This window comes from Aliidiomarina halalkaliphila (genome assembly GCF_007096385.1).
GTDB classification, from domain to species: Bacteria; Pseudomonadota; Gammaproteobacteria; order Enterobacterales; family Alteromonadaceae; genus Aliidiomarina; species Aliidiomarina halalkaliphila.
The window spans coordinates 53,312-65,765 of the sequence record NZ_VJWL01000001.1 but is presented as its reverse complement, the minus strand read 5'-3'; the positions used below and the strand labels follow the sequence as shown (position 1 = coordinate 65,765).

The 12,454-nt window shown below is 50.4% G+C and carries 12 protein-coding genes and 4 tRNA genes; 1 reads left to right on the top strand and 15 read right to left on the bottom strand.

Annotation, left to right across the window (positions count from 1 at the left end; translation table 11 throughout):
• Positions 1-2: 2 nt before the first annotated feature.
• The 6 genes from FM042_RS00335 to FM042_RS00310 all read right to left on the bottom strand — a co-directional run bounded on the left by FM042_RS00335 (position 3) and on the right by FM042_RS00310 (position 3,044).
• Entirely contained in the window at positions 3-1,160 is a 1,158-nt protein-coding gene (locus FM042_RS00335; protein WP_143233777.1) for a trans-sulfuration enzyme family protein, read from the bottom strand.
• Between the two features lie 46 nt (positions 1,161-1,206).
• Positions 1,207-2,487 carry a flavohemoglobin expression-modulating QEGLA motif protein gene (locus tag FM042_RS00330; RefSeq protein WP_143233776.1) on the bottom strand — a complete coding sequence of 427 codons (1,281 nt, stop codon included), beginning with the start codon at positions 2,485-2,487 and terminating at the stop codon, positions 1,207-1,209.
• 135 nt (positions 2,488-2,622) lie between these two features.
• A tRNA-Pro gene (locus tag FM042_RS00325) sits at positions 2,623-2,699 on the bottom strand.
• 28 nt (positions 2,700-2,727) lie between these two features.
• Positions 2,728-2,803, bottom strand: a tRNA-His gene (locus tag FM042_RS00320).
• Positions 2,804-2,857: 54 nt separating this feature from the next.
• Positions 2,858-2,934, bottom strand: a tRNA-Arg gene (locus FM042_RS00315).
• Between the two features lie 33 nt (positions 2,935-2,967).
• Positions 2,968-3,044 (bottom strand) — tRNA-Pro (locus FM042_RS00310).
• Positions 3,045-3,268: 224 nt separating this feature from the next.
• On the opposite strand from FM042_RS00310, the gene folD reads away from it, so the two are divergent.
• Positions 3,269-4,141, top strand: a complete 873-nt coding sequence (folD, locus tag FM042_RS00305) for a bifunctional methylenetetrahydrofolate dehydrogenase/methenyltetrahydrofolate cyclohydrolase FolD (protein ID WP_143233775.1) — start codon at positions 3,269-3,271, stop codon at positions 4,139-4,141.
• Between the two features lie 58 nt (positions 4,142-4,199).
• On the opposite strand, the gene FM042_RS00300 is transcribed toward folD, so the two are convergent.
• The 9 genes from FM042_RS00300 to FM042_RS00260 form a co-directional block, all read right to left on the bottom strand.
• Entirely contained in the window at positions 4,200-4,787 is a 588-nt protein-coding gene (locus FM042_RS00300) for a hypothetical protein (protein ID WP_143233774.1), read from the bottom strand.
• Entirely contained in the window at positions 4,784-5,932 is a 1,149-nt protein-coding gene (locus FM042_RS00295; protein WP_143233773.1) for a type II secretion system protein, read from the bottom strand. The genes FM042_RS00300 and FM042_RS00295 overlap by 4 nt, the downstream gene beginning before the upstream one ends.
• A complete protein-coding gene (locus FM042_RS00290) occupies positions 5,919-6,137 on the bottom strand; it encodes a type II secretion system protein (protein WP_143233772.1) in 219 nt (72 codons plus the stop codon). Before FM042_RS00290 ends, FM042_RS00295 begins: the two co-directional genes overlap by 14 nt.
• 5 nt (positions 6,138-6,142) lie before the next feature.
• Positions 6,143-6,694: a type II secretion system protein gene (locus FM042_RS00285; protein ID WP_232366310.1), complete on the bottom strand. Its 552-nt coding sequence runs from the start codon at positions 6,692-6,694 to the stop codon at positions 6,143-6,145.
• A gap of 72 nt (positions 6,695-6,766) precedes the next feature.
• Entirely contained in the window at positions 6,767-7,798 is a 1,032-nt protein-coding gene (locus FM042_RS00280; protein WP_143233771.1) for a type II secretion system F family protein, read from the bottom strand.
• Complete coding sequence (locus FM042_RS00275; RefSeq protein ID WP_143233770.1) at positions 7,761-9,287, bottom strand: GspE/PulE family protein; 1,527 nt, start codon at positions 9,285-9,287, stop codon at positions 7,761-7,763. The genes FM042_RS00280 and FM042_RS00275 overlap by 38 nt, the downstream gene beginning before the upstream one ends.
• Positions 9,281-9,781, bottom strand: a complete 501-nt coding sequence (locus FM042_RS00270; RefSeq protein WP_143233769.1) for a hypothetical protein — start codon at positions 9,779-9,781, stop codon at positions 9,281-9,283. Before FM042_RS00270 ends, FM042_RS00275 begins: the two co-directional genes overlap by 7 nt.
• On the bottom strand, positions 9,778-10,938 hold the full coding sequence (locus FM042_RS00265) for a hypothetical protein (RefSeq protein ID WP_143233768.1): 1,161 nt from the start codon (positions 10,936-10,938) through the stop codon (positions 9,778-9,780). The genes FM042_RS00270 and FM042_RS00265 overlap by 4 nt, the downstream gene beginning before the upstream one ends.
• Positions 10,935-12,446, bottom strand: a complete 1,512-nt coding sequence (locus FM042_RS00260) for a hypothetical protein (RefSeq protein WP_185960652.1) — start codon at positions 12,444-12,446, stop codon at positions 10,935-10,937. Before FM042_RS00260 ends, FM042_RS00265 begins: the two co-directional genes overlap by 4 nt.
• Between the last annotated feature and the right edge of the window lie 8 nt (positions 12,447-12,454).

Here is a 12,454-nt window from a genome sequence, read left to right as displayed (position 1 = left end):
ACTCACTGCGCGGCTGCAAACGCCTGTAATAAATCGGCGAGCAGCTCTTCTTTCCGTTCAATACCCACCGATAAGCGTAATAGATCGCTAGGAACCGGTGTATCTGGGCCTTCAATACTCGCACGGTGTTCAATTAAACTTTCAACACCACCGAGGGAGGTTGCGCGTTTCCAAAGCTGCGTCCGTGCTGCCGTCTGAATCGCGCTCTGTTCGCCCCCCTGCAAGCGAATAGATAACATACCTCCAAAACCGCCCTGCATTTGCTTTGCCGCAATAGCATGGCCCGGGAAGTCTGGAAGACCAGGGTAAAGCACCTGTGCTACATCCGCGCACTGTTGCAACTGTTCGGCTAACCACTGGGCCGACTGGCAACTTTCACGTACCCGCAAATGCATGGTGCGCATGCCCCGCAATAATTGATTGGCATCATGAGGGCTCAACACCGCACCGCCCTGCTTGCGAACCATGCGGATTTTTTCCCAAATAGGGTCAACCGAGCGAGTAATCAATGCGCCCGCAATCACATCCGAGTGACCATTCAAATACTTAGTCGCCGAATGCATCACATAGTCCGCCCCCAAGCTCAAGGGTTGCGTCAATAGAGGCGTGGCCACAGTTGAGTCGACCGCCACTTTGGCGCCATGATGATGGGCAAGTTCACTAATGGCAGCGATATCCGAGACACCCCAAAGCGGGTTCGCTGGCGTCTCTAGCCATATAAGAGCGGTTTCCCCAGGAATAACCGCCGCTTCTATCGCGGTAATATCTGACGTATCAACGAAACTAACTCGCAGGCCCCAGTCTCTACCCCAATTCAGAAGCCAAGCGCGCAGAGCCCAGTACATCACCGTTGGCGCAATCACATGACTTCCCGCAGGCAATCCTTGAAACACTGCCGTCGCTGCGGCCATCCCCGAAGAAAACAATAAGGCATCGGTACCCTGCTCGAGGCTCATGAGCACCCGTTCAACCGGGGAGTAAGTGGGATTATCCGCTCGAGAATAGACTCGCCCAGATCGATACTGGTTGTCCTCGTCGCGCAAATAAGTGGTGGACGTATAAATAGGGGGAACTAATCCTTGGGTCGAATCATCCACGTACCCCAAAGCTTGCGCCAATCGGGTTTCCGGGGAATATTCTGTGGTCAATTTTTGACTCATACTGCGCTCTCGTTTCAAATACAGTTAATCAGTTGCGGGCTTCGCTTCAAGGTATTAACGGACGATAATCGTTTTCTAGCTGGGTAAATGAAAAATCACCCAAGAACCGCCCTACACTTAACCAAGTCGCTAATCCGCGTAAATCTTTAAAATGGGGCGGCACATAATGCGGCGCCGTAATCACCCCGCTGTCGTAGAGTTCGCAAATCAAACGAAAATCATCTACTGCTATCTTGCCGGTAAGTAGCAATGGCAAGCGATCAATTTTACCGAGCTGCACCGCAACCCGAATCAAGTTATATACCAGCACAAAGCCGCGAATATAGGCCAAATCTTTGGTAAATGGCTTCCCCGTGGGCACACTGCCACGAAAGACTCGCTGGGTCAGTGTGTAGGCTTCATCTTCACGCATGCCTTGCTCTTTGCACTTTCGAAACACTTCCACAAATTCAGCGCCATCGGCAGCTAACGCGACCGCATGAATCCGTTGTACCAATTTGGCCAGGCGACGTGGCGTAGAACGCAAGGTGATGACTTCCGTGAGAACAGCAATCCCCTCTTGGGTAATAGTCGCGCTGGGAGTGCCTTTACTCAAACAGGTTAAATACGGTTGGCGTAATCCATTCTGCGTGGTTCCTACGTGAATCCAGCCTTCGTGCACCTCCAATATATCGAGTTCCCGTTGGGAAAAACGTACATCCTGGTTCAGCTTTATTCGGTCACTACCCGCCGCCGCATCACTCACGATACCGTCGGATAACATCACTTGTACGTCGACTCCGCCCATACTGGCATTGAGCTGCGACTGTAATTGCTTTACCGCGTCTGCCGCATCAATGTTTTTACTTTCTTCAGGCAATGCGTCACTCGCTAGCAATGAGTCCAGTGGCGCCTGAAGCATATGCGCCAGCTCTACCAACGACGGTTCATTGGCGTGAAACACGTCATCTGGATGCCCAAATAGCTCCACGGATAACTCGTGAAATTCTGGCGTGCCGCGGGCTTCCAACATACGCACCACATCGCGATACTCCCGGCAGGCACGGCTCATTAATTGCGCGATCGGGCTAAGGCGCCCTAACTGGCGGGTAATATCTCGCTGCAACTCAGCTAACTCGTGCCGCAAGGCTACCGGATCAAAGCCCAGAGGTTTACGTTGATAATAGTCGCGATCAACCGCTGGGTTCTTTTGCGCTTTATTGGCAAAAAACTCCTCGCGAATACTGCGATCCCAATTAATCGCATCAAGGATTCGAATGGGCGACTGAAGTTGCACTAAGCGGTCGGAAAGCGTTCGAGCGTGTTGCAATAGCTGTTGTTCAACCATAACGGTTCCCATACTGAGATAACTCAGCACAGCTTATCATAGGCATGGCTAAACGCATGTGAAATTCACATAGTTCAACAGGAATTGTCGCGTACAGAAAAGCGGAACGCTTTAGGGAATTTAAAAGAAACAGAGTGGTCGGCGATGCAGGATTTGAACCTGCGACCCCTTGGACCCAAACCAAGTGCGCTACCAAACTGCGCTAATCGCCGACAGTACTGAAAATGAAGATGTTAGAAATGGGGTGGATGATGGGACTCGAACCCACGACAACCGGAATCACAATCCGGGGCTCTACCAACTGAGCTACACCCACCACTGAATGTGCTTGCGCTAACCTCGTCTGGTTTGCTCCAGATCCCTGCAAGCCTGGCACGCCCGGCAGGATTCGAACCTGCGACCGACGGCTTAGAAGGCCGCTGCTCTATCCAACTGAGCTACGGGCGCGCTGTTCTTCCTGCGGTAACGCTGGGAAAAAAATGGTCGGCGAGACAGGATTTGAACCTGCGACCCCTTGGACCCAAACCAAGTGCGCTACCAAACTGCGCTACTCGCCGACAGTTGCCACTCAGCACAAAATGTCTGGGCGACAACGGGGGCGAATATTACCTATCTGACACCATATCGTCAAACAATTTTTGAGAATACCTGACTGTCTGGCTATTTTTAAGGCAGAGAACGGAAAATACGGGCAAAGTTCGTGCATTTCATTGTGCTAACAGCTGATTTTCTGCGACAATATGGACCCAGTCAGCCACTTCACTGTTTCCGGAACGAGACTATGACCTCCCCGAGCCAAGCACAACTGATTGATGGAAAGAGAATCGCCCAGCAAATTCGCGATAAAGTAAAGCAGGGTGTACAAGAACGCCGTGCACGCCACCAACGCGCCCCGGGGCTTGCGGTTGTTCTGGTGGGCCAAGATCCCGCGTCGCAAGTATATGTAGGCAGCAAGCGTAAGGCCTGCGATGAAGTAGGATTTGTTTCAAAAGCATACGACCTTCCTGTCACCACCAAGCAAGAAACTCTCGAAGCCCTGATTGATGAGCTTAATCAGGATCCGGAAACCGATGGAATTCTCGTTCAGTTACCGCTCCCTGCAGGCCTTGATGCCACCCGTATTTTGGAGCGCATTGCGCCGCAAAAAGACGTCGACGGATTTCACCCATACAATATTGGTCGCTTGTCTCAGCGCATGCCTTTACTGCGCCCTTGTACACCACATGGTGTGATTCACTTACTAAATAGTACCGGCGTTGATTTACATGGCATGCACGCAGTTATCGTAGGTGCATCTAATATTGTCGGTCGCCCCATGAGCTTAGAATTACTGCTTGCGGGAGCAACGACAACCGTATGCCATCGGTTTACCAAAAATCTAGAACACCATGTACGCCAAGCAGATGTTCTGGTGGTTGCCGTGGGTAAGCCCGCCTTTATTCCAGGCGAATGGGTCAAGCCTGGTGCTATTGTCATCGATGTTGGCATAAACCGCCGCAGCGATGGCAGTTTATGCGGCGATGTGGAGTTTACTGCTGCATCAGAGCGGGCCTCTTGGATTACTCCTGTGCCTGGCGGCGTAGGTCCGATGACTGTCGCCTGCTTGATGGCGAATACCTTATATGCCTGCAATGAGTTTCACGATCCAAGTTAACGCCGCTCCCGGTATCGCACTGCGCAATCTCAATCCAAACCCGCTTTTAGCGGGTTTTTTATTGTATGAAAATCACACTCTCAATGGGGACAGTCGCCTGTGTGACTATTTCAAATGGTGCGACGAGCGTCTGCCCAAGCCAAGCACAAGGGGCCTTACCGCGTACCTGAGTTTGCGCAGCGCTGAGTAGATTGGCCACCAAGGGGACTTTCAAATCAACACAGAGTCGTATTGCCAAGCTGAGCACGCGAACATCAAGGTATTCTTCTTTTTCAACCTCATCCAGCTCGCTCATTCGGGGACCATGAAAACCTGCCGTTAATAATCGTTCCCCGTGCTCATTTACGGTACTCATACGAGTGAGCAGTGCATCCTCTGGATACACTCGGTCAATTGCCACCCACAAGGGATTCACGCCAGGAACTGTCCGCATTCGATAGGCATAGGACATGCGCATCGGTAGCATTTGAAGCTGGTCCCGCGCCCCATGTTTAGCAGCATATAACGTAGCCGCTTGGGATAATTGCTGAATAGCAAACAACCATAGAACCTGCACCACAGCTGCGCTTAGTAACAAAAACAAAAACAGGGTCACCATACTTTCTATGGTGGCCTGTCCTGAAGCAAACTTACGGCACCGTGTCATCTACACCCTCCCGCTGCAACGCATTGCGTCCACAGTAAATGGTACTGTTCAAGCTGCTGATTTAATTGTGAAACAGACCCGTGCGGTGTCATAACATCGGCAGCGTAAACCCAATCCGCATAGACTCGATTAGCGGTTAAATTGGTCTGCACAGTTAACGATTCCGTATCCAGCTGATGAGCTGTAAAGCTATTTACGCTGAATGTTTTACTCGTTCCGGCGTTTGTTGTTAATTGCTCTGCATTAATTTGTCCGAAGCTCGCCTGATCACCTTGCAACAGCGCGATATAGGCATCGGTTGCATGCACATGAGCACTGGTCAAGCGGTCAGTGACGGTCAAGCGATCAAGCACCGCTGCGTCGGCATAAACAACGTTGGCGGATAGTTCGGCGAGAATCGCACTCGCTGAGCCGCCATATAACGTATCGACTTCCAGATAATCAAACCGCCCTTCGTTCGCCCATAATTCCACAAATTCTGCAGTATTTGTCGTCATCTCCTCTAATTGTGCAAATTGACTAACAAAGTGTTGGCTATGAATCACACTGGAATATAAAACATCCACCGCCAAATGCTCAGTGTCGAGCCATTGACTCTCCAGCGACGCTGTATACACGCCAGACACATCTTCAATACGATGTTGATTCATATCTAAGTGAGTAAACATTTGATTTAATTCTGGCGCATCAGGATCAGCATAGCGATGCAATGCTACACGCACGTCAACGTCCTGGATTGGCGCCGGAATGATACTTTGTACTCGACTACCATCGACACGCGCATTGGCCAGCAGTCCCGCTAAACGTTCAGCTCTTAGGGAACTTCCCAGATCCACTTGAACAACCATTAATGAAGACTCAGGAACAAGTTCATAAGGCGTGTTCCAAGGACTTGATTCGCGCCCCTGATAGAGACCACTCGCCTGTAAATCCGATAGACTTAGCGTACTTAAGTCCGTCGGTTTGTGTTGCATCAGATAGTGATACACGGCGGTGACTAACGCATTCATGTCCTGAGAGGCCATCATCACGCTTTGTTGTTGACGCATACCGCGCTGAAGCTGTATCAATCCCATAACTAACGACGACACCACCGCCATCACCAATATGCTTTCGAGCAAGGTGAACCCTTTAGTTCGCAACATCGTCACAAGGCCACTCCTTCGACTCTGAGAAAATCAGATGTTCTTGATGCGCCCGCTGTATTGAATAAACCGACGTGACACATTCTTCTATAAATACATCGTCAGATACCTGCTTTCCGTGCGGTGATGGCCATTTAAATAAACTCATAGCCGCAGCAAGCATAACGAGCACTACCGTGAGTTCAAGTAAGCTAAAGCCACGCATTAGGTTTAGCCTTGGAAGGTCACTTCAAATGCATTTCCAACAAAACTCACGTGTTCTGCAATCACCTCAAAATCCCGGTGTAAGCGCTGACCTTCTTGCGGTACACGAATGTTCGTGAAGCGAATGATGTAGCGAGTGGCATCGGTGTTATCTACACGCACCTCCACGTCGCCACCCCAGGGATTAATAGAGCTCCCGTCTCCCCAAGAAATGGGCAATGACGCGACGCTCGTTAACGCCTGTATCGACACTCCCGTATACACACCATTACTCGGGCGCCATTGTTGTACACCAGACTGAATAGCCGCAATTTGTCCTTTCGCTTCCGCTACCCGGGAATTACTTGTGGCCCAGTCACGCATCGCTAAAACGCCCAAAGTCGATAGTGCAACAATACTAAGCACCGCCAATACCTCAATAAACGTAAAGCCTAGCAGCCGACACCGAGATCTCTGGGTTGGAGCACGTGAGCATTCAGTTGATCGTTTTTTCGGCTGACGTGCTGGCGGGCTGAAATAAGACCCAAAAGCCTCGTGTAAATGTTTGCTTCCTTGCATAGTTCGACTCCTTGTCGAGAGTTGGGTTAATACGAGTGCGGCGTATCACCTAAGTCTGTCATCATAATGCGCTCAAGCACGGGCGAATTCGGCAAACATTTGCCCCATCGCCGCGAGTATTCCGACCACTAATAGACCTGACAGGCTATAGCAGGTAAACGCAAGTATCCTTTGTCGCCGTTGAATCAATTGCACGAGATCCCGTTGCGCAAATGCCGCGGCGGCGGATAGCCGTTGGCATAACGCACTCCTTTGATCCTGACACTGCAAGCGAAACCACACAGTGGCATCAATCAATCCGGTATTTAGCACTTTCATCATATCCGGCTCACCTTGGTGTAATCGGTGCAGCATAATGTTTAAATGCTTTCTCACATAAGGCGGCGCCGCGTCCTGCAGCTGTCGAATACTGATCTGCATACTGACACTTGCTCCCAAGAACATGGCCAAGTGCTGTAACAATTTTATCGCTTGTAAACGCCGGTACACCCGGAACGGAAAGATTGTATCGAGATCCCGTCGCCACTCACCCTGCCAGCGCGGTAGCAACCACCAAAGGGTTGCGCTCGCGAGCGCCAGCGTCACGAACCCGATAGGCATAAGCAAACTGAACATATGCGCTAGGCCGTTGAGCAACCAAGGCAGTCCCCCGTTGGACAAACTCATCGCACTTGTGCCGCTATCAAGAAAACGCGGTAATACCTGCTGACCGATAAAAATCGTCGCCATAATGGATACCAATACGAGCGCCAAGGGATATGCCAGTTGCTGAAAAAATCGCTTATACATCCCTTGACGTAATTCATAAGCTGTACGAAAGGCATCTAGCATTTTTCCCAAGCAGCCATAACGTTGTCCTAAATTGAGCAAGGTAATCACTTCGCTAGAAAAAGTAGCTTGCACACCTGTGCCTAGGGGCAGTCCTTTCTGCAATGCGGCCCGAATATGTCTGAGCCAATCGCGCTCGTCGAGACGCGACGCCGTTTCTAAAACGCGTTCAAACCCTTGCAGGCCTTGCTCCGGTGTCCGTCCGGCTTGTAACCACTCATGTAAATCATGCAGGAACTCAAGTTGCCGCTGTAAACTGACGCGTCCCAATTGCATGGCGCTTATCCTTCGGCTGCATTACCCGTACCAATCCAGGAACTAATTCCCCAGCATCTTGCCAATCCACTTTTCCTTGCCGTATTAAACGAACAGCATCATGGGCCATGCTACGCCAGCCCTGTTGATCGAGTTGCTGACGCCACGCTTGCAGGTCCATGTTGCGTATAAACCGATAGCTCGCCTCATTAAGCATCAATACTTCACTCACCATAACGCGACCGCTAATCCCCGTGTGATGACAGCAGTCACAACCCTCCTGAGAGCGCCGCCACAGCCTTCCCCATACCGGATGCTCATCTTGGTAACGGCACTGCTCACATAGCCGTGGCAGCAGGCGCTGGGCCACTAAGCCGGCAAACAAGCCTGGTTGTGCCAATTGCGTGGCAGACAAACCCAAATCATGGAGACGTGCGATCACACCAATCGCGTCCGTCGCATGAATCGTTGATATCACTAAATGACCCGTTAGTGCCGAACTTAACGCGGCGTCGGCGGTTTCCTTATCCCGAATTTCGCTCACTTCCACAATGTCAGGATCTTCACGCAATACCACTTTCAACATATCTGCAAAATGCTGTCCGTGATGCTGTGAAATGTATTTTTGGTCGACACGAGGTTGGATAATTTCAATCGGATCCTCCAAGGATATAATTTTTCGGGTGTCGGGCACGGCACTATTGAGCGCAGCTAATGTGGTCGTTTTTCCATGTCCAGTTGGACCAGAAATAAGAATCACGCCATTGGCATAGGCTAGCAAGAGCTGCAGATCCATGATCCGCTCCTTTTGAAGACCGAGATCGGATAACTGTGGGACCTGTCCTTGACCGATACGCTGCAACCGCAATGTCATGGTAAACCCATCTCGACAAGGGGATTTCTGCGCCCGAATGCGAATGCTTTGCGCCGGCTCCCCTATGTCGACCGTAATCGTCGCTGCCGAAATTTGACGCTCGTCGAAAACATCGGCGTAATCATCAGAGTGAGTATGCAGTGCGGCGGCAACCACTTCGGTAACAAACACACGATTACGGTTGCCCTGAAAAACCAGTAAACCATCGATCCGATAACTAATTCGTGCCACATAACCCGACAATCGAATATGAATATCAGTCGCATTCTTACTGAGTGCATCATTGACCATATCCCTTAACGTTTGCAATGCTAGGCTGGCATTTGCTTCCTGATCTTCACCGCGCACGTGGCGTGCACGCTGAATCCCATCAGCATCCGTTAACAACTCGCGGATCAAATGCGGGGTAGCCTGCAACCAACTTGCTTGCAAACTGGGTCGTATATACTTAAAGCACAACGATTGCAGTTCACCAAACTGAGCTTGCCAACTGTCTGCTGTGGCCAGTAGCCGCCCATCTGTGAGCAATACCGCTGCATAATTGTCATGTTGCCCGGAAAAGGCCAGACAGGCATCTAAGGCATCTAAGTCTACTTGGACGTAGCCTAAGTCACTTAATCGCTCAACTATTACCATAATGCCTGCCCTCGCAGATAAACCCTTTGCTCCCCTAGGGAAAGTCCCACACCATCGCTATCCACGTTCACCTGCACACGATTAAATAAGATGTCCCCATCTTTTACTACGTAGAGGCGTTGTGCATATTCGATACGAGCTATCCAACGATCTCTCCAAGAGAAAATCGAACGCACCACAAAGTGGTGCAGATCAATGTGCGGGACGGGGTATGACTCGAGGGAGTTCGATATACCGTCGGTGGTTAGTTCCTTTTGATCAACCGACAGCTTACGAATCGCGGCTAAGGCTTGCGCCGACTGCAGTTGAAATGCCAATTGCCGAGCTTTTGACTCAGCTTGCTGCTCCAACAGCTTTTGGTTTCGTAATGAGAGCGCCAAATAGCGATGCTGCTCTCGCTCCTCTTGTTCGGACATTGTCGGGGATAGTGCGTTGTTCGAATCCGGCAAAGCTACCGCATGGAGCAGTAATGCCGCTAACCATCCGTGGTTCATAATGACACTCCAAAATAGTCGAAAGTAAGATGCCCCTGGTACCCCAAATACACGTTATCGGGGTTCTGTTGGCGATAATGGAACTGCACCAATCGAACAGGATGAACATATAGGAGCTGATTCAACCGATGTAAATCAACTGCTGACCAGTCCTGAAAACGCAGTATCATGCGTTGTGCGTGCCAACCATCACCCGCTGCCGTGCGCGTAAAATCGCGTTGAATTTGGATGTCAGAGAATCCGTTACGAATCAGATCCTCGAGCCAATCACCTTGCGCCACCGTACCCATCAGGCTTAAATTGGCATGCTCAGCAACGGGCAATAAATGAATCGGCCAGAACAGCGCACGTCCGCGTTCAGTAGCCTGCAGTTGCATTGCGCTCAACTGTGTAAACTGATGTAAATCATGTAAATCACCCGAGCGTTGCTGTAAATGCACCAAGAACCCGGAGCCTGTCCATGCGACCTGCTCAACATCCCAACCTGCGAGGCTGGTCAATTGTTCGACTAGCACCTGATGATGGCGCAATAGGTCAACAACCGAACTATTCGCTTGCTCAAGTTGGTGCCCGATCGATTGTTCATTAGTTTGGTCTTGCACCATCACCTCGGGCTCTTGGGACATGTAACTCCACAACCATGGCGTAATGAGGGCAAGCATCGTGAGTGTTAACACAGGGCCAAAGCGCTTTCGCCGGAGTGACGGCAAGGGCGCGCTTTTATTTGGCCAATCAGAATCGAATGTGCGACATTGGGCAGCAGGAAATAACGCTGTGAGGTCTAGCTTGGTCGGCGGTCGAGAAGCCGTTACCGCATCAGGATTAAATCCCTGTTGGAGCGATAGCACGTGAAGCGTCGCAGTAGTTTCGACTTCATCCGCCACACGCAAACACAGAATGTCTCCATCCTGCCAAGCAAACACGATCCACTGCTCTCGCTCTAACGCGGGCCCAATAACAACACCTGAGGCTTCCGTGGTGAACGACATGAGCTCCATACAGTAGTCAGGCACGGCGGTGCGTGCGAGTTGTGCAAAAAATCGTCCGCGAAACCGGGTTACCCGACCATGACTCGCTCCAACTTGCCGTGCCTCACGCAATAGTCGTAACGAAGGGAGTACTGGCGATAGCGGACGAATCAGAACCTGCTCACTCATAGCATTGTCCCTGAACTTAAGATACGCGGTGTAAGGATCAATAAAGTTTCCGTATGTTGATCCACTCGTTGTTGACCACCACCAAACAAACGCGAAACAAGAGAGCGTTCGTCTTGCCATGTGGAACGACGATTTTGCAGTCCTGAAATGAGCAATGCTTCTTCATTCGCAACAATAGCTTTCATAAAGAATTTTTTACGGCTTGTCTGCGGCGTTTGTATCGTTGTGTCACCAGAGCGCACTTCACTGATGCCTTTTAGGTCCGACAATGACGTCGATAACTGTAGCAACACTTGTTGATTCGCCACTTTAGGTAACACATATAACTCAAAACCTGTGCGTACCACGCCAGGAATGAGTAAGTCATTCGAGCCAACATTAGCCGTCGAACTGCTTCCGGCCGAGGCCAGATAGGTCACGTTGTCTTCCAAAATAATTTTCGAGATTTGATTGTTTAACGTCACTAAGCGCGGATGGCTACTCACTTCCACAACCCCTTGCTGCGATAAAGCCCGAAGTAAAACTTGGGATCCTGTCATAGGGCCACTTAAGCGTTCATAACCGAGCCCGGAACCTGCAGAAAGCGTGCTAGTGCCCTGACCGAGAAAGTTTATAGCGCCAGTTCCCTGAGCGGTTTGGTAAACCAAATCCCAATCAATCGACGATTGCTTACTATCCGTAAAGGTTACGTCGATAACCTGAACATCAATCGCCACTTGTCGCGTAAGACGCTCATTTTGCTGAATTAAATAGTTGCGTACTTGTTGCACATGCTGGGGCAAGTCTCGCACCAAGATAGATGTCGAGCTCTGGTTGATAACCACCTGCCCTTGATCCGAGATCAATAGACTCAATGCGTGCTCAAGATCGCTCCACACAGAAAGTGAGTCACTAGCAAAGTTCAGATACTGCGAAGAGTCGTCATTTAATCCTGTGGTCACCGCCAGATTTTGACCTTGCCCTGCTATTGGCGATTGACTGCCACGGGAACCTTCGGCGCCCAAAAAGAAATTCGTCGCTCCCGCTAAAAACGCGACATCAAATTCAGCCATTTCATACTGACGCCAGGTAATCAGACGTTCGTCAGCTTGAAAGCTTAATCCCGTCATTAAAGCGATTTGTTCGATCGCATCACCTACAGTACCTGCGTGATGAAGACTAATCGGCAATTGCCCATCAATGTTATCAAGGAGGCGCACGCTAACCCCTAACGGTGCTGTCATATCTTGAAGTGCCAAGCGTAATGGATATTCAGAGAACGTAAATTGCACTGGAATATTAAACCATCCAGGACCTTGCCCTATTGGCAAGTCCAGTGGAGGCACAAAATAGCCCTGCTCTCGCACGATGCGTTGTGGTGGTTGTGGGGGCCGTTCAGTTTGCGCACGGGCCAGTTCAATGCGTGCTTGCGCCTCACTGCTCCGTGTTTCAAAATTGTCTGTTTGAGTACAACCCACAAGAAACAACACGCCAAGCGCTGCACTCGTATAACCGTGAAGAAAAGACATCCGTAGCT

What these genes read in the sequence shown, in the direction of transcription:
- FM042_RS00280 (WP_143233771.1), bottom strand. Translation starts at nt 7,798, where the DNA reads ATGCAATTGGGACGCGTCAGTTTACAGCGGCAACTTGAGTTCCTGCAT.
- FM042_RS00330 (WP_143233776.1), bottom strand. Translation starts at nt 2,487, where the DNA reads ATGGTTGAACAACAGCTATTGCAACACGCTCGAACGCTTTCCGACCGC.
- FM042_RS00290 (WP_143233772.1), bottom strand. Translation starts at nt 6,137, where the DNA reads ATGCGTGGCTTTAGCTTACTTGAACTCACGGTAGTGCTCGTTATGCTT.
- FM042_RS00285 (WP_232366310.1), bottom strand. Translation starts at nt 6,694, where the DNA reads ATGCAAGGAAGCAAACATTTACACGAGGCTTTTGGGTCTTATTTCAGC.
- FM042_RS00270 (WP_143233769.1), bottom strand. Translation starts at nt 9,781, where the DNA reads ATGAACCACGGATGGTTAGCGGCATTACTGCTCCATGCGGTAGCTTTG.
- FM042_RS00275 (WP_143233770.1), bottom strand. Translation starts at nt 9,287, where the DNA reads ATGGTAATAGTTGAGCGATTAAGTGACTTAGGCTACGTCCAAGTAGAC.
- FM042_RS00335 (WP_143233777.1), bottom strand. Translation starts at nt 1,160, where the DNA reads ATGAGTCAAAAATTGACCACAGAATATTCCCCGGAAACCCGATTGGCG.
- folD (WP_143233775.1), top strand. Translation starts at nt 3,269, where the DNA reads ATGACCTCCCCGAGCCAAGCACAACTGATTGATGGAAAGAGAATCGCC.
- FM042_RS00295 (WP_143233773.1), bottom strand. Translation starts at nt 5,932, where the DNA reads ATGTTGCGAACTAAAGGGTTCACCTTGCTCGAAAGCATATTGGTGATG.
- FM042_RS00260 (WP_185960652.1), bottom strand. Translation starts at nt 12,446, where the DNA reads ATGTCTTTTCTTCACGGTTATACGAGTGCAGCGCTTGGCGTGTTGTTT.
- FM042_RS00265 (WP_143233768.1), bottom strand. Translation starts at nt 10,938, where the DNA reads ATGAGTGAGCAGGTTCTGATTCGTCCGCTATCGCCAGTACTCCCTTCG.
- FM042_RS00300 (WP_143233774.1), bottom strand. Translation starts at nt 4,787, where the DNA reads ATGACACGGTGCCGTAAGTTTGCTTCAGGACAGGCCACCATAGAAAGT.